This is a genomic window from Paenibacillus sp. NRS-1782 (genome assembly GCF_050467685.1).
GTDB lineage: Bacteria > Bacillota > Bacilli > Paenibacillales > Paenibacillaceae > Paenibacillus > Paenibacillus terrae_A.
On the sequence record NZ_JBITPH010000021.1, the window covers coordinates 109,498 to 124,994 of the forward strand.

Here is a 15,497-nt window from a genome sequence, read left to right on the forward strand (position 1 = left end):
GGGATTTTTAAAGGGCAGAGGGAGTGAGTCCTATCGTGCATGACAGGAGTACCCATGTTAACCTGACGATGTATACAGCCTTTGGACTCAAGCTTGCCAGCGAGCTGTACCTGCCTGAATTGATACCCGCAGCGCCGGGAGCGGTGGAGGATGTGGTCATTCGTCAGGCTGATTTGACGGCATGGAGCGATCAGCTGGAGCAGACTAATTTTGTGATGCAGGATGAATGCTTTATGTTCCATATACCGGACACAGCCATTTACGCCGTCAGGGGAGGCAGGGAAATTGAAGTATGTTCTTACTCTGGCGCTGATCCGGACACGGTGCGGTTGTATGTGCTGGGCACATGTATGGGTGTCCTTCTGATGCAGAGACGGATACTGCCTATTCACGGGAGTGCGATAGTGATCGGAGGCAGGGCCTATGCTTTCGTGGGCGAATCCGGAGCAGGTAAATCGACGCTGGCTGCTGCTTTTACGCAGGCAGGCTATAGGATGGTCAGTGATGATGTTATTGCTATGCAAGCTACGGCTTCCGAAACCATAGTTTATCCGGCTTACCCGCAGCAAAAATTGGGTCTGGAAAGCTTGCTCCAACTGGAGGCTTTACAGGGTAATAGGCATGCACACAAAAGCAATCACGGGCTTGTTTTAATGGACGGCAATCCTGCGATGCTCCAATATGGACACTTGCGTAAGCTTACAGGTGAGCTGAATAAATATGCCGTGCCGAGAGTGGACTACTTCCACAACACACCGCTTCCCTTAGGAGGTATATTCGAGTTGGTGGTAGAGTCTCCAAATCGCGAGTTCCAACGTCAAGGGGAGTTGGCGGCGGTTACGGAGCAACCTTTGAACATGCTGGAGTGCTTGCATACGTTATTGCTTCATACATATCGCAGGGTGATCATTCCGCGAATGAGTCTGGGTGAATGGCATTTTGGAACGGCAGCCCGGATGGCCCGGCAGGTGGAGGGCTGGCGACTACTGAGGGATAGCTCGGCTTTTACCGCGTCCGAGGTTGTAGACCAGGTACTTGATATCATTCGTAAGGAGGAAAACAGCTATGGCAGCTACTCATTCGATGAAGGATCATGACCGTGTCATTCACGGTGAGGAAGTCTATGTCAGTGACATGGACGGGGAAAAGGTCATGATGAGCATCAACACAGGAAAATATTATAATCTCGGCTTCACGGGAGGACGAATCTGGGAGCTGGCGGAATCCTGCCCTTCACTCGGGGAGATCGTGGCTACTCTGACGGATGAATATGAAGTGGACGAGGAATGGTGCAGACAGCAGGTACATACCTTTGTGGCCGAACTGGAGCGGGAAGGATTGCTCAAGCTTTTGCGGGAGACGGTTTAAAATGTGGCTTCAACGCCTTCGTCGTCTATCCCCGGAGGTCAGGAGACTCCTGCCGGAAGCCTGGCTGCAACTGGGCTGGGCACGTCTTCACCAGCATCGTCCGTTTGAAGATTATGCACGCGGCTGGGGAATACGGATGGAAGAAACCTCTTGGGAGTGTGATGCCCGGCAGAAGCAAGCCGTTCGGCATATTTCACATGCGGTGGAGCTGGCAAGCCGGTATACCCCTTGGCGCAGTAGCTGTCTTGTGCAGGCTGCTGCCGCAATGACATTGCTGGGTCGCAGAAAGCTGGACTGCACACTGTATCTTGGCACAGCCAAGAATGCTGCGGGACGTTTGGCGGCACATGCCTGGGTGCGGAGCGGATCGATTTATGTTACGGGCGAACGGGAGATGGGGGCGTTTACCGTGGTGGGCACCTTCGGCAGGCGTGCTGTGACGGACCCAAATACGAAGATTGCTGAAAGCAAGTCCACCTATACTGTTCTGAAGCCTGACCGCTGGAATGAGGATCAGGAATTAACGCTGCTGCTCTTTTTACTGCGAAAAGACGCCACGCCAAGGCTGGATACAGTCATTGCTGCTGATCTGTATGGATTGGATTGGGCCCGCTTGCTGCGGCTGGCAGAACACCATCGGGTGGTACCTGCGGTATATCTCCAGCTGAAAAGAATACATCATCCGGCCATCCCCGCTGAATTGCTGCGCAACCTCCAAGCGCAATATCACCGCAACACCTTACGTATGCTGCACCTGCAAGCGGAAGCTGGGCGGGTGACCGGGCTACTCATGAGTCAAGGCATCCGTGTACTTATGCTCAAGGGTCCTGCCTTGGCGCAGCAATTGTACGGGGATGTTTCCCTGCGTACCTCCAAGGACGTAGATTTACTCATTGCCCCGGACGACATGGATCAGGCGGAGCAATGGATGCAGGAAGCCGGGTATGTACCCAAAAGCGGAGAAGCGCGTGTCCTGGGCAGTTGGAAATGGAAGGACCATCATGCATCCTTTCTTCATCCGCATAAGCGGGTAGAGATAGAGCTGCATTGGCGGCTCCACCCGGATGCAGGCGGAGAACCTTCTTTTGAGGACCTGTGGAAACACAGGCAAATCGGTGAAGACACAGCCACAGGAGTACCCTGTGTGTACACGCTTGGCAGCGAGCACCAGTTTCTGTACCTTAGCGCACACGGGGCGCGTCACGGCTGGTTCAGGCTGCGCTGGCTGGTGGACATCGACAGGCTTGCGGTACGCGCCGTCGATTGGGAGGCGCTTCTGCCGATGATGCGCCGATATGGGGGCCTGCCTGCGGGCGGGCAGGCTTGGGCGCTCGCCGCTGCGCTGCTGGGCACCTCGATACCGGAGCCGCTGCGTCAGGTAGCGGCTACACGGCTGGCGCACAGGCTCGCGCTGAGCGCGCTGGACTTCATTCAGGCCAGCGTACCCACGGCGTACCCGGTAGCCGAACCAGCTACCCACCAGCCAACCAGTCGATCCTATTTGCTCTCCCTAAAGGGGCCGAGCCATCGATTGATGTACCTGATCAGCCGCTTGCTTCCTTCTACGGGCGATCCGGCGGTTTTACCGCTGCCTCGCCAGCTTCATTTTCTGTACATCCCTCTACGTCCATTTTTCTGGCTAAAACGGCGATTCTCAAAGCACTGACCTGATAAGGAGCGTGCATTATGTACCACCTGCGATTGTATATGACTAAGCTGTACGCCGTGAACGGCGGTGCGTTATTTCTCAATATTGGATGTATGATCATCGTCAGCGTACTGGAGGGGCTGGGTATTTACATGCTTGTTCCCATGCTGGCGGCTATCGGCATATTTGGCGGTCATGCAGGGATGGCCATCCTGTCAGGCGGATTGGATCATTTCTTGTTAAACATCCCTAAAAGCTGGCTGTTGCCGGGAATGCTGCTGCTTTTTGCGTTGCTGCTCATAGGGCAGGCTCTGCTTCAGCGTTACCAGTCCATTCTGAATTCGCGGATTCAGCAACGGTTCATGCGTTCCCTTCGAATAGAGGTATATACCTCCTTTATGAAGGCCCAATGGACTTTTTATTTGCGTCAGCGGAAGTCTGATTTCAGCCATGTGATGACAACCGAGCTGGCGCGTGTCAGTCAGGGAACCAACCTGCTTCTCCAGCTGACCACAGCCGTTATTTTTACGCTGATCCAGATTGCACTGGCTTTTTGGCTGTCTCCTTCTTTAACCGGACTGGTGTTTCTGTGCGGATTGGGGCTGTTTGTCGTGTTTCGCAGATCCATTCAAAATGCTAAACAACTGGGCGACCGTACCACCGAGCTTTCGCAGGTTTATTTTGCCGGAATTACCGACCATATGAACGGGATGAAGGATATTAAAAGCAATCTGCTGGAAGCCGCGAATATAGACTGGTTTCGCTCCTTGACCCAACGGATGGAGGACAATACAACCCAGTTTGTCCGGCAAAATGCAACCACACAATTTTTTCATCGCACAGCGGCTGCCGTATTTGTTGCTTGCATCATGTTTGTGTCACTGCAATGGCTACATGTCTCTCCTGAAAAGCTGATTGTGCTCATCCTTATATTTTCCCGCTTATGGCCAAGGTTTGCCCTAATTCAAGCGAGTCTGGAATATATCATGTCCATGCTGTCTGCCTTTGAAAGTGTGACCAAGGTACAGCAGGAATGCGAAGCTTTCTCAGATCCGTCGCTAACGGCACTTACAACCTTTGAGACTCGCGTTTCAAGCGATTTATCGGCAACCCATGAAGCTGTATCAGCATCTGTACGCCAACCCTTGTATCTACGTACGGGCATTGAATGCAGTGGTCTGGATTATCGGTATGAGGGTACAGCAGCGCTTGCATTACACCAAATAAATCTGTTTATCCCTGCTCGGGGAATGACGGCTATTGTGGGGAAATCGGGCGCAGGCAAAAGTACAATGGTTGACGTTCTGATGGGATTTTTACGATCAACTCAGGGCCAGATTAAAATAGACGGACATGTACTGGACGACGAGCTGTTGCCACAGTGGCGGCAATCGTTTGGCTATGTGTCACAGGACCCTTTTTTATTCCATGCCACCGTCCGTGAAAATTTAAAGCTGGCGGATGCGGATGCGAGTGAGCAGCAGTTATGGGAAGCGTTACATTTTGCAGCCGCAGACGGGTTTGTTGCCAGATTGCCCAAAGGGCTGGACACGGTAATCGGGGATCGCGGCATTCGTTTGTCAGGAGGGGAACGTCAGCGGCTAGTGTTGGCAAGGGCTGTCCTGCATCGCCCTCCGGTTCTCATTCTGGATGAGGCAACAAGTGCGCTGGATGGAGAGCATGAAGCCGATATTCAGGCGGCGCTGGAGCGGATGAAAGGCCAAATGACGCTGATCGTCATTGCCCATCGACTGTCGACCATCCGTCATGCCGATCAGATTGTCGTTATGGAGCAGGGCGAGATTATACAGCAGGGGAATTACCGTCAATTGGTGCAGGAGGAGCGTGGGGCGTTCAGTCAACTGCTGTCATACCAAAGCAGTGTGATCTCCACCCCATAGCTGCCTGTTCTGTTGACCATGCTTAGCTCCCTACTGGATATGGAATGGGCACAGTCTCAGGTTTCCTTGCGTTTGGCCGTGCTTCTTTTCTTTTTGATTGGGGTTGGGGAAACGACATCTCCTGCCACTGCTTGTTGTGTTGTTGTGGCTGCTGTTTTACGCGCAGGGCGTTTTTTTACGTCAGGGCCGGGATCAGTAACGACAGGCTTCACTGCCTCGATGCTGGCCTGAAGTGCAGCCATCAGGTCCACGACATTGGTCTGCGGCTGCGACGGGGCGATTCGGATCTCTTCTCCAGCCACTTTATGCTGAATGAGATCCAGCAGCCGCTCGCGGTACTGGTCCGTATATTTTGCTGCATCAAAAGGTGTAGATAGCTGCTCAATGAGCATTTTTGCCATGGTCAGTTCCTTCTCTTTAACTTCCTCCTGCCCCGGCAGATTAGGAACCTGGGACACTGGGCGAATTTCATCCGGGTAAAACATCGTCTCCACCGCCAAGCATTCATCCAGCACACGAATAGCCGCCAGACTGCTTTTGGATCGGATCGAGATTTGAGCAATGCCAATTTTTCCGGTATCCTTCATCGCATTCATAAGAAGCTTGTAAGCATTGGAGCCTGCCTGATCCGGGGACAAATAATACGTTTTTTGAAAATAAATCGGATCAATCTCCTGCAAGTCCACAAAATCCAAAATAACGATATTTTTATCCGCTTGTCCGCTGATTTGCTCCAGTTCCTCCTTATCGAACATGACAAACTTCCCTTTTTCGTATTCATAGCCTTTTCCAATTTCCTCCCATTCGACCTCCTTGTCACAAACGGGACACTTTCGTACATAACTGAGCGGACTTCCGCATTCCTTGTGAATATAACGCATGGAAATATCCTTATCCTCTGTAGCCGAAAACATCTTAACGGGCACATGAACCAGCCCAAAGCTGATCGCGCCTTTCCAGACCGTATGCATTCCGCCAGTCCTCCTTTTCTTTAATCCGCATGTTGTATCTCTCGATTTCAACGCTCGGCTGTGAGCATATCCATTTTTCACTTAGTATGCTTCGGAGAAAGGAATGTATGAGGTGTAAAGAAAAGAGCAAGCCACCATGATTTGAGGTTGTTAAGTTACATTTGTTATATTAAGATAAGGGATAATAAATAATCTTGCCATTTTATAAGGAAGGAGTGTTCATATCATGAAGAAAAGATCATTAAACTTTATATCTTTTGGATATGGATACTCTACTGCTGTTTTTTTCTAGAATCATTTTTATGGGTGGAGTCTGCCTAAAAATGGTTAGGAGAAACGGTAGAAAAATTTTAAAGTGACGAGGTCGATTCAATGAAACATGAAAAAATAACTAGAAAAAACCCGGCAGGTATGCCGAAACCAGTAGGGAATTACACACATATAACTAAAATTCCCAGAAATTCAGAGCTATTCGTAACTTCAGGTCAAATTGGAGTAGATCAGAATGGCCAATTCCCAGAAAGCCTTAACCTACAAATCAGTAATACTTTTAATAACATTAAATCAGTTTTGGACGCCGAACAATTAACCGCTGACAATATTATAAAAGTAAATGTATGGGCAACGGAGCAGATAGATTGGGATTACATGTATGCCCAATGGGAAAAGTTATTCGGGAATGATTATCCAGCAATGACTATTGGCTACCTTACTGCTCTAGGATTGCCAGAAATAAAAATTGAAATTGAAATTTGGGCAGCTAAAGCATAAAAATAATAACTCATTTATGGGAATGGAACCATAGATAGCCCCGGTCTTCGTGAGAAGCTGGGGCTGTTTTATGTTTAAGCTCACGAAAAATCCGCTTGCGCATGGTTACAGCTTTTGTGGTGCATAGTAAGGGATATCCGATTCAAAAGGAGGTACAATTTATGCCCGGAAAATCATATCCTCGGCAAATCAGGCATCGCGTGGGTCAAAGCCATATCGCCTTTCGGGGACCCGCCGGAGGCGAACAGGATGCATTGCCGCCCGAGTTTGCCCTTTCTCATGGAATCCAGCCGCCTTTTCCTGTAGCTGTGGGTCATGTGAATTTGGAGGCAGTGGTTTCAACCTCGCCTTCTCATAGCATCCCTTCATTGGACGTCGAACGGATCGTAGATGAGGACTAGGTGAACCTATATTACTGAACACATGTACACAAAACAAATCATCAGGAGGGGATCAGTATGAACGTGGAACGAGCAAAAGCGATTTACAATTCATCCGAAAACATTGCCGTGCAATTAGAGGGTAGACCAATCTGGATCGAGCATGTGGATGAAGCAAACGGTATGGCTACCGTACAGGTGGGCAGCAACCCGGGTAATACTCAAACCGTCCGTGTGGATCGTCTGGAAGAGCAATAAGAGATGGACAGAGGATTAACGATGGGCTGACACGGGGTATCTACAAAAAAAGGCTCGCAATGGCTCATTGAGCAATTAGCGAACCCTACTTGTAAAAATGTTTATACTGCAATGGCCTTCAAATGTGGTGAAACCATCAGCTTAGCCTCTGTCACCATTTGAACATCTTCTACCGACAAACCCGGAGCAATTTCCTTTAGCATCAGCCCTCTACCCGGAATAACATCGATGACAGCCTTTTCGGTTACTATGGTCTTTACAACATTTACAGCGGTCAGGGGCAGCTTGCATTGTTTGAGTATTTTCGGCGCCCCATTTTTGTTCACATGCTCCATGGCTATAATCACTCTCTTGGCTCCGACCACCAAATCCATGGCTCCTCCCATCCCGGGTACTTTTTTCCCCGGGATCATCCAGCTTGCAAGATTGCCTTTCTCATCGACCTCCAGGGCGCCCAAAACCGTGATATCCACATGTCCTCCGCGGATGATGGAAAATGAAAGCGCACTGTCAAAAAAGCAAGCTCCTTCCACAGATGTAACGTAGTTTCCGCCTGAATCGATACAATCGAGTCTTTCTTTTCCCTGAGCCGCTTTGGGACCTACACCGAGGATTCCGTTCTCCGCCTGCAGCATAATATGAATGTTTTCGGGGATATAGTCCACCACCATTGTAGGCATTCCAACACCAAGGTTGACAACTTCGCCATCCTTGAATTCCTGGGCTATTCTTCGAACAATTAATTCTCTGTTATTCATGCGTGTCCACCCACCTTTACAATTGCGTCGACAAATATTCCGGGAACGTTGACATGATTGGGGTCAATTTCCCCCGCCTTTACGTATTCGTCTGTCTGAGCAACTACATACTCTGCTGCTGTAGCCATAACCAAATTGAAGTTGCGTGAAGAGCCGTTAATGACAAGATTCCCCTCTTCATCAGCCTGATGGGCTCTGATTAGCGCCACATCCGCTTTGAGCGGCAGTTCGAGCAAATATTCCCTTTCGTCAATTTCTATTTTCTGTTTTCCTTCCTCTACCATGGTGCCTACACCTACAGGTGTTAAAACACCGCCCAAACCGGCTCCCCCTGCGCGTATTTTTTCCGCGAGCGTTCCTTGCGGGAAGAGCTGAACCTCTGCTTCTTTCGTCATAAGGAGCCTTCCCGTTTCCGGATTAGAGCCGATATAGGATGCAAAAATCCGCTTTACTCTGCCGCTTTTTACAAGGTTATAGATAGATAATTCCGGCGTGCCTGTGTCATTGGAAATAATCGTGAGATTACTGGCGGAATTTGTGTCGACAAGCGCACGCACCAGATCCTCTGGAAAGCCTCCTGCCAGAAAACCTCCGACCATCACGGTGTCTCCGTCTTTGACCTTCTTAACTGCTTCTTCAGCGGAAATTACTTTGTTATTCATGGTTCCTTCTCCTTATATATATATTTTTAGGAAAGTAAACTTTATTGGAGATAATCGTAGAGGACTCTTCCATATGGAAGCGTTAAATCGGCAATAAAATGTTTTCCGCCAACATAAGCTTTAACCGGCAAATCTGCCACAGGAGCATTGACATGAGGGATCAGGCTTAATCTGGCAGGCCCTGACCAGGCTCCTTTTACAGTGATGGCTTCGAGATTATACGCCACTAACTGAGCAATTTTGGGGGTACCATCAACATCAGGAATTAATTTTAAATTAACTTGTGTTTTTGCAATGGCTTTAGCCGTTTCCTGTTCATCAAGAATATTATATTTGAAAGGGATGGTTCCCATGGCCACCAGGACGTTATTATAATGCAATGTACCCGTCAGCGTCTCTGTATCCTCAACGCTCAGGCGAGGCTTCGCCCATTTTTTCGGAAATCCCCAGATTTCACGTCCCCCAAGAATCGCAGGCGCGTTATCCAAATACATTTGGGCAACAAAATTACAGGGTTCTCCTTGAAAAGTACACGGAATGACAATACCGCTTTCCTCATAGCTTCCTAAACCGGATGAATCGGGCATCTTGATCCATTCATAGGAAACAGTATTGCTTCCATCCGGCTGAAGAGGTTCTGGAACCGCTTGTCTAATCGCAGCGGGATCGGATTCATAGGTAATGATAAAAAATTCCCGGTTGATGAAGCGGCATGGCGGGCGTCCATAACTGGCACTGGCCGCAGGCATGGATTGGAGTGAAAGTACATCTTTTTGATTCATAGCGATCTCCCTTCCTTTTGAGAGGTAGTCTCAAAAGTCATCTTTTGAACACGTATTTTAAATGAGTGCATTTTCAACCAGCATCGCTATTCCCATTCCGGTTCCGATGCATAACGAGGCTATGCCATAACGTGAGGATCTTCGCACCATTTCATGAACCAACGTTACTAATATCCTGGCACCGCTTGCTCCGACAGGATGTCCGATCGCGATCGCGCCGCCATTGACATTCACCTTCTCCGGACTGACCCCAAGCTCTTTCAATACCGCTAATGCTTGTGAGGCGAACGCTTCATTAATTTCAAAAAGATCAATGTCATTGATGGATATTCCCTGTTGCTTAAGAAGTGACGAAATGGCTTTCACCGGTCCCATTCCCATATATGCAGGGTCAACGCCAACAAGTGAATAACCCTTGATATATGCCAACGGCTTTAACGCATGTTCCTTACATTTGTCTTCTGACACTACAAGCATAGCTGCCGCGCCATCATTGATCCCCGAAGAATTTCCGGCGGTAACCGTTCCGTTCTCCTTAAACGCAGTTTTTAAATGAGAAAGTTTTTCTTTCGTTGTATTTCCTCTTATGTGTTCATCCTCCGTGAAATAAATAGTTTCTTTTTTGGTTTTGATCATGACCGGAACAATCTGCTCTTCAAAAACCTTGTTGTTTTTTGCTTCTACAGCCTTTATCTGGCTTTCATAGGCGAATTCATCCTGCTCAAGTCTTGAAATTCCATATTTCTCGGCAACATTTTCTGCGGTAATTCCCATATGGTAATTGTTGATCGGGCACGTTAGGCCGTCGGCCACCAGGGAGTCTACCAATTCACCGTTGCCAAGCTTGTAGCCGTTTCTTGCATTCCTTAGTAGATAAGGGGCGTTCGACATGCTCTCCATGCCTCCAGCCAAGACGATGTTGCTTTGTTCCGCTAATATGGAATCGTAGGCTAAAGCAACGGCATGAAGTCCTGAACCACAAACCGTGTTTATCGTTGATTCGGGTACATCAATGGGGATATCGGCTTTTAGTGCCGCCTGTCTAGCAGGATTTTGGCCATTGCCCGCCTGAAGAACATTTCCCAAATAAATTTGATCAATCAAAGCAGGCTCTAATTTACTTTGCTGAAGGCATGCTGTCATCACGGTTGCTCCCAATTCAGGAGCGCTTAGGGGCGCAAGGGTTTTGTTAAAAGAACCGACCGCTGTTCTCAACGGGCTTACTAAAGCCACTTTTTTCATAAAAATTCACATTCCTTTCGCTGTGTTCAAGACACAATACATCCATGACTGCAATTCCATTCGTAATTTTCGTTCTTACCTTACGAAGTACAGCGACTGCAAGATACATTTGCATGCGGGCATATCATGGTGCCTAAGACGGTGGGTGTGACGGTGCGATCGCCTTCTTTCGTTGGAAATTAAAACCAGTTTCATCATAGTCCCAATGCAGAATTTGCTCAATGTTCAAATATTTACATATATTTGTATACAGATGTTTATAGAGCCATATACTCCAAAATAGATAGGCCATTCTAATGTTTTCTGTTAATTTCTCGTTTTTTCTGAAAATAATGATAATGAAATGTATTTTCTGTTAAAAATGAAATTTCTAATCAGTCCGTGAAAAAGACGAGGCTAATCGTTGAATTTGCATACTTTTCTCTTAATCACGCGCCTCCTTTTCTTCGCAAATAACACCTAACTCATCGCTGGGAAAAAAATTACGTCTTCAGAATTTTCTGAAGACGGATTTGTCATTAAATATTCATGATCTTCGTCATAATTGTGCCAGCGTGCTTCTTATTAACGGTGTCACCCTAATTACACAAAAAGCTCCTGAATCTCCACAGAAGGAAATTCATTTTATAATGTTCAATTCAGGAAACAGGGTGTATAGTATGATTAATCTTTGAGGGAGGTGAGTCGTATGGACTTTAACATATGCTTGTTCGATGATTTTGAAACACTGGATGTATTCGGACCCGTTGAGATTTTTGGCCGCCTGCCTGAAGAGTATGACTTAAAATATTTCTCTATGAACGGGGGGATTATTGAGAGTCGGCAAAAAACCAAGATTGTTACAGAACCTATTGCACAAGCAAAGCACGATGGCATATTCATGATCCCAGGCGGACAGGGGACAAGAACTTTAATCCATGACGATCAATTTATGAAACAGGTCAAAGAGATTGCGGAACAGTCCTGTTTTTGTATAACCGTCTGTACAGGTTGTGCGCTGCTTGCTAAAACAGGCTTGTTAAAAAACAGGCGCGCCACATCCAATAAATTAGCCTTTGATTGGGTGAAATCCATCGACACGGAGGTTGATTGGATTCCAAAAGCAAGATGGGTAGTAGATGGAAAGTTCTATACTTCGTCGGGTGTATCCGCTGGAATAGATATGTCCTTAGGCTTTGTTTCCGACCGCCTTGGTCTTGAAAAAGCTCAACAGGTGGCTAATCAAATTGAATACATCTGGAATTCCAATAAAAATGACGACCCCTTTGCGAGGTAAATATATTGCAAAAGATAAGGAGGTTCGATGATGACAACTTTCGTGCTGGTTCATGGCGCATGGCATGGTGGATGGTGTTGGGAGCGTGTGGTTCCGCTGCTCGAAGCCGAAGGCCATTTTGTCACAGCGCCGACACTGACCGGGCTTGCCGAAAGGGTATCCGTGCTCTCGCGAGATGTGAATCTAACGACGCATATCAATGACATTGTGGAGCATATTCGAGCTGCGAATCTTGAGGATGTCACTTTGGTCGGTCACAGCTACGGCGGGTTTCCTGCGAGTGCCGCTGCGCTCCAGCTTCCCGATGTCGTCTCACATCTTGTGCTGCTCGATGCTTTTCTGCCGGACGATGGTGAGATGCTGCTGGACCATGCTCCAGCATTCATGGAGGAATATGGGGCACAGGCAGCCGCAGATGAAAGCTGGAACATTCCTCCACTTCCATCAACCCTGTTCGGGGTCGGAGAGCCGGATCAGCCATGGGTTGACGCTCAGTTGACGCCGCAACCAGTGAATACATATTTCGAGAGAACGCGTTTTGAAAGCTCGTTCGATATTCAACGAAAATCCTATATACGTTGCACTCAGGCACCTGGAGACCAGCTTGAGCGATCACTGTCGCGCGTGCGGAGGGACTCAGGCTGGCGCTATATCGAGATAGACGCGGCCCATGACGTCATGATTAGCGATCCAGAGTTGCTTGCGTACGTATTACTCAAGCAACTCTGACCGTTCTGGACAGCGTCTGCGGTACGGGCTATGATACATTGAAAAACGGAATGTAATTGTTTATAGCCTTGATCCTAGTGATAAGATGGGCTATTTCATGCTCTTACGAAATTTAATTTGATATCTCCACGATTCTCTAGCCACAGCAGCTCGTTGAGTAAAAATGTCATGCTATCCATAGTATGTAGTCTTTCAATAGTATCCGATACAACTGTCATAAGATCACACTGAATGTTTTCTGCAAGTTGTAGTCCACCACTGTCACCGTCGACGAATAAGTGTGTATGTTCAGGATGGTCTATCTTAAGTTGCCCGTTCTAGTGCGAGTGAATTAGTTTCTGGTGCTATAAACATATAATTGTGCCTCCTATTGGATAGTTGAAAAATGCTTTGGAACTTTAACATATTGCTAATAACGAATGGTTTTGCTACGATGGATGTATGTGAAAATTAGTTAACATGTCAACATTCTGGTCATGATTGAATAATACCTAAATATTTTCCGTATGTCAACATGTAGTGCTTATTTTTTTGGAGGGATTTCTATGGAACCTTTGAGTATACGTTGTCGCCTTGGAGAAATGATGAGAGAACGTGGATTACAAAACAAAGATGTAGTGGAGTTAACAGGCGTGAGTCGAAACACAATTACCTCGCTTGCTGGCAATGCCACCAAACGTATAGATTACGATACACTCGGTGCATTGTGTCGCGGATTAGGTGTTACTACCGGTGATCTTCTGGAGTACATACCGAATGCCAAAGAAAGTACTGAATAATTGACATGGACCGTTACTATTAACGGTCTTTTTGCATAATATGCTGGGCTGAGTAAACATATAAGGATGTTTCGATGAGGAAATTTTTTTGTTACACAGTCCTGATCCAATGGAATGGAGAAAAAGAAACAATTACAGCTAAAAAGAAATAATCGAATACCTTTTATTTAGTGCTCCAGCGATGAGGTTGGCCGTTGGTCAACCTTTTTTACATAGTATCTCTTAGATAAAGTAATTGATTGAAAAGTATATATATATCCCAAAAGATGGTATACTCTGTGTCAAAAGGACATTTTATTTTAACATTAGATTGTAACATGTAATGTTCCGATGAGTCGGTATCTGACTGACTACATAACAAACGTTAACGCTAAAGGGGTTGTTTATTGTGAACCATACAACCACGATTCGCACAGAACTGTTAAATTTCATGAAACACAATGATCTAAACATTAACCAATTAAGTAAGGTAACCGGTTTAAATTCAGGCTCGATCAGTACCATGGTAAATGGCAATCGTGCGCTATCCGTTGAACAATTAGACCGAATTACGACAGCCATGGGATACATTAAAGGATATTTTTATGAGCAATATATTGAAGAATATTTGGCGCAAATCGCTCTAAATTGGCGCAGAATTAAACCCTTCTTGTACCGTTGTGCAGAGCTGGACAAGCAGGGATGCATCCAGCAGGTAATTGGTCTGCTATTGGACAAATTGATGTATTCCACATGCTTGTTTGATCTTGCGGAGGAATTTTTCAAAGACGGCAAATATGCAATAGCGGCTATCCTTTATGAAGGTGTAGCTTTAAGTGAGAAAAGTCAGCATTCGGAACGACTAGCTTTATGTCAGTATCGTTTATTTATGGCGAAACAGGGTGATAACCAAGAGCTAAATTATCAAGCAGCTATTGAGTTTCAGCCTTTTATTGATCGCTTGGATGAGATTGATCAACTGGATGCATTAAAGGATTTAGCAAACACCAATGGTGGGATGACCGTAATCCAACTTACTCTAAGTACTACGCCGATTATTTTGGTTGTTCTGTAAGTAGAGCATGTTGGAATGATTGCACCAACTTTGTTTCACAGGCATTATACGCTGGTGGTATACTGGAATGGGATGGTTTATATTTAACTGGTGATGATGCTTGGTACTTTAGAAATGGCGTCCCCTTTAAACCATCTCATAGCTGGGGGGGTGCACATAATTTCTATAATCACTGGAAGTATAGAGCTAAATTAGCATCTATTACAAATGATATGTCAATGGGAGACCCAGTAAATGCTGACTTCAATAATGATGGTGACATCGATCATACAGCTATTATAACTGAGTTTACGAATGGCCGTTTCTTTTTGACTCAGCATACAACAGATAGAAAAGACGCTCCCCTATCTACTTGGTATTCAAATGGCTACAAGGTTTATGCGTGGAAAATGAGTACTGCAAAAAGAAGCCCAAATGACTGAGGTGTTTTATGCGCTTGATTTGTTTAGTATTATTAATAATCCTTGCATCATGCTCAAATGTAACAGACAGTTCGACCAAGGAGGTTAGCGCTGAATATGAAAATGTTCAGGAACTTAACAATTTACCTGTTCCCAGCACTGCCATCGAAATTGATGAAAAATCTGCTAGAGATTTAAAGAACTATAAAATTCCTCAGTCCTTTGAAAATTTTAGTGCTTCATATCAAGAAAAACTCAAAGGTGAGGGATGGGAAATAACTGAAGTCGAGAGCAACAAGGTAATATCAGTAGAGAAAAAAAATATTAAATACTTACTGATTATCACTAAAAGCTCTGACACTCAAACAACCAATGTTACAGTTAGAGAAAATTTTTAAGACCCCACACGGGGTCTTTTTTCTATAAATCGGACATTTTTTCTGAATTTATTCATCCTCATAATAGAAATAACCTCTTACACTAAGATCATAAAAGGAGAGATGCTCACCGTGCCGGG

General features: G+C 46.3%; 18 protein-coding genes and 1 pseudogene. 14 read left to right on the forward strand and 5 right to left on the reverse strand.

The window, feature by feature from the left end:
- Positions 1–35: 35 nt before the first annotated feature.
- From ACIFQM_RS09545 to ACIFQM_RS09565, 5 genes and pseudogenes are all read left to right on the forward strand, one after another.
- Positions 36–1,097, forward strand: a complete 1,062-nt coding sequence (locus ACIFQM_RS09545; protein WP_430037340.1) for a serine kinase — start codon at positions 36–38, stop codon at positions 1,095–1,097.
- Complete coding sequence (locus tag ACIFQM_RS09550) at positions 1,066–1,368, forward strand: lasso peptide biosynthesis PqqD family chaperone (RefSeq protein ID WP_430065364.1); 303 nt, start codon at positions 1,066–1,068, stop codon at positions 1,366–1,368. The genes ACIFQM_RS09545 and ACIFQM_RS09550 overlap by 32 nt, the downstream gene beginning before the upstream one ends.
- A gap of 1 nt (position 1,369) precedes the next feature.
- Positions 1,370–1,831, forward strand: a pseudogene (locus tag ACIFQM_RS09555) (lasso peptide biosynthesis B2 protein); the annotation flags it as partial.
- Positions 1,805–3,034, forward strand: a complete 1,230-nt coding sequence (locus tag ACIFQM_RS09560; RefSeq protein ID WP_430037414.1) for a nucleotidyltransferase domain-containing protein — start codon at positions 1,805–1,807, stop codon at positions 3,032–3,034. The pseudogene ACIFQM_RS09555 and the gene ACIFQM_RS09560, both read left to right, overlap by 27 nt.
- Before the next feature lie 20 nt (positions 3,035–3,054).
- Positions 3,055–4,917, forward strand: a complete 1,863-nt coding sequence (locus ACIFQM_RS09565; protein ID WP_430065367.1) for an ABC transporter ATP-binding protein — start codon at positions 3,055–3,057, stop codon at positions 4,915–4,917.
- 56 nt (positions 4,918–4,973) lie between these two features.
- On the opposite strand, the gene ACIFQM_RS09570 is transcribed toward ACIFQM_RS09565, so the two are convergent.
- Positions 4,974–5,888 (reverse strand): Ku protein, encoded by a 915-nt coding sequence (locus ACIFQM_RS09570; protein ID WP_430037347.1) that lies wholly within the window; start codon positions 5,886–5,888, stop codon positions 4,974–4,976.
- A gap of 372 nt (positions 5,889–6,260) precedes the next feature.
- On the opposite strand from ACIFQM_RS09570, the gene ACIFQM_RS09575 reads away from it, so the two are divergent.
- From ACIFQM_RS09575 to ACIFQM_RS09585, 3 genes are all read left to right on the forward strand, one after another.
- Positions 6,261–6,659, forward strand: coding sequence for a RidA family protein (locus ACIFQM_RS09575; RefSeq protein ID WP_430037349.1), 399 nt, complete (start codon positions 6,261–6,263; stop codon positions 6,657–6,659).
- Between the two features lie 161 nt (positions 6,660–6,820).
- Positions 6,821–7,060: a hypothetical protein gene (locus ACIFQM_RS09580; RefSeq protein ID WP_430037351.1), complete on the forward strand. Its 240-nt coding sequence runs from the start codon at positions 6,821–6,823 to the stop codon at positions 7,058–7,060.
- Positions 7,061–7,117: 57 nt separating this feature from the next.
- Entirely contained in the window at positions 7,118–7,297 is a 180-nt protein-coding gene (locus tag ACIFQM_RS09585; RefSeq protein ID WP_430037353.1) for an H-type small acid-soluble spore protein, read from the forward strand.
- 101 nt (positions 7,298–7,398) lie between these two features.
- Here the strand turns inward: ACIFQM_RS09585 and ACIFQM_RS09590 are convergent, their stop codons facing one another.
- From ACIFQM_RS09590 to ACIFQM_RS09605, 4 genes are read right to left on the reverse strand one after another with little or no spacing between them, the layout of a single operon-like run.
- On the reverse strand, positions 7,399–8,055 hold the full coding sequence (locus ACIFQM_RS09590) for a 3-oxoacid CoA-transferase subunit B (RefSeq protein WP_430037356.1): 657 nt from the start codon (positions 8,053–8,055) through the stop codon (positions 7,399–7,401).
- The gene (locus tag ACIFQM_RS09595; RefSeq protein ID WP_430037359.1) at positions 8,052–8,717 is read right to left on the reverse strand and encodes a CoA transferase subunit A; all 666 of its coding nucleotides are present in this window, start codon (positions 8,715–8,717) and stop codon (positions 8,052–8,054) included. The genes ACIFQM_RS09590 and ACIFQM_RS09595 overlap by 4 nt, the downstream gene beginning before the upstream one ends.
- A 41-nt stretch (positions 8,718–8,758) precedes the next feature.
- Positions 8,759–9,499 (reverse strand): acetoacetate decarboxylase, encoded by a 741-nt coding sequence (locus ACIFQM_RS09600; RefSeq protein WP_430037361.1) that lies wholly within the window; start codon positions 9,497–9,499, stop codon positions 8,759–8,761.
- Positions 9,500–9,556: 57 nt separating this feature from the next.
- Positions 9,557–10,741, reverse strand: a complete 1,185-nt coding sequence (locus tag ACIFQM_RS09605; protein ID WP_430065370.1) for an acetyl-CoA C-acetyltransferase — start codon at positions 10,739–10,741, stop codon at positions 9,557–9,559.
- A gap of 688 nt (positions 10,742–11,429) precedes the next feature.
- Here ACIFQM_RS09605 and ACIFQM_RS09610 point away from each other — a divergent pair.
- From ACIFQM_RS09610 to ACIFQM_RS09635, 6 genes are all read left to right on the forward strand, one after another.
- Complete coding sequence (locus ACIFQM_RS09610; RefSeq protein ID WP_430065372.1) at positions 11,430–12,017, forward strand: DJ-1/PfpI family protein; 588 nt, start codon at positions 11,430–11,432, stop codon at positions 12,015–12,017.
- Positions 12,018–12,044: 27 nt separating this feature from the next.
- Positions 12,045–12,746: an alpha/beta fold hydrolase gene (locus tag ACIFQM_RS09615; RefSeq protein WP_430065374.1), complete on the forward strand. Its 702-nt coding sequence runs from the start codon at positions 12,045–12,047 to the stop codon at positions 12,744–12,746.
- 545 nt (positions 12,747–13,291) lie between these two features.
- Entirely contained in the window at positions 13,292–13,525 is a 234-nt protein-coding gene (locus tag ACIFQM_RS09620; protein WP_430065376.1) for a helix-turn-helix domain-containing protein, read from the forward strand.
- A 388-nt stretch (positions 13,526–13,913) separates the two neighbouring features.
- Entirely contained in the window at positions 13,914–14,579 is a 666-nt protein-coding gene (locus ACIFQM_RS09625; protein ID WP_430065379.1) for a helix-turn-helix domain-containing protein, read from the forward strand.
- On the forward strand, positions 14,492–15,001 hold the full coding sequence (locus ACIFQM_RS09630) for an amidase domain-containing protein (protein ID WP_430037416.1): 510 nt from the start codon (positions 14,492–14,494) through the stop codon (positions 14,999–15,001). The genes ACIFQM_RS09625 and ACIFQM_RS09630 overlap by 88 nt, the downstream gene beginning before the upstream one ends.
- 14 nt (positions 15,002–15,015) lie before the next feature.
- A complete protein-coding gene (locus ACIFQM_RS09635; RefSeq protein ID WP_430048836.1) occupies positions 15,016–15,378 on the forward strand; it encodes a hypothetical protein in 363 nt (120 codons plus the stop codon).
- Positions 15,379–15,497: the final 119 nt, after the last annotated feature.

Coding starts and splice junctions, on each gene's coding strand:
- ACIFQM_RS09550 (WP_430065364.1), top strand. CDS start 1,066: ATGGCAGCTACTCATTCGATGAAGGATCATGACCGTGTCATTCACGGT.
- ACIFQM_RS09565 (WP_430065367.1), top strand. CDS start 3,055: ATGTACCACCTGCGATTGTATATGACTAAGCTGTACGCCGTGAACGGC.
- ACIFQM_RS09570 (WP_430037347.1), bottom strand. CDS start 5,888: ATGCATACGGTCTGGAAAGGCGCGATCAGCTTTGGGCTGGTTCATGTG.
- ACIFQM_RS09575 (WP_430037349.1), top strand. CDS start 6,261: ATGAAACATGAAAAAATAACTAGAAAAAACCCGGCAGGTATGCCGAAA.
- ACIFQM_RS09580 (WP_430037351.1), top strand. CDS start 6,821: ATGCCCGGAAAATCATATCCTCGGCAAATCAGGCATCGCGTGGGTCAA.
- ACIFQM_RS09585 (WP_430037353.1), top strand. CDS start 7,118: ATGAACGTGGAACGAGCAAAAGCGATTTACAATTCATCCGAAAACATT.
- ACIFQM_RS09590 (WP_430037356.1), bottom strand. CDS start 8,055: ATGAATAACAGAGAATTAATTGTTCGAAGAATAGCCCAGGAATTCAAG.
- ACIFQM_RS09595 (WP_430037359.1), bottom strand. CDS start 8,717: ATGAATAACAAAGTAATTTCCGCTGAAGAAGCAGTTAAGAAGGTCAAA.
- ACIFQM_RS09600 (WP_430037361.1), bottom strand. CDS start 9,499: ATGAATCAAAAAGATGTACTTTCACTCCAATCCATGCCTGCGGCCAGT.
- ACIFQM_RS09605 (WP_430065370.1), bottom strand. CDS start 10,741: ATGAAAAAAGTGGCTTTAGTAAGCCCGTTGAGAACAGCGGTCGGTTCT.
- ACIFQM_RS09610 (WP_430065372.1), top strand. CDS start 11,430: ATGGACTTTAACATATGCTTGTTCGATGATTTTGAAACACTGGATGTA.
- ACIFQM_RS09615 (WP_430065374.1), top strand. CDS start 12,045: ATGATGACAACTTTCGTGCTGGTTCATGGCGCATGGCATGGTGGATGG.
- ACIFQM_RS09620 (WP_430065376.1), top strand. CDS start 13,292: ATGGAACCTTTGAGTATACGTTGTCGCCTTGGAGAAATGATGAGAGAA.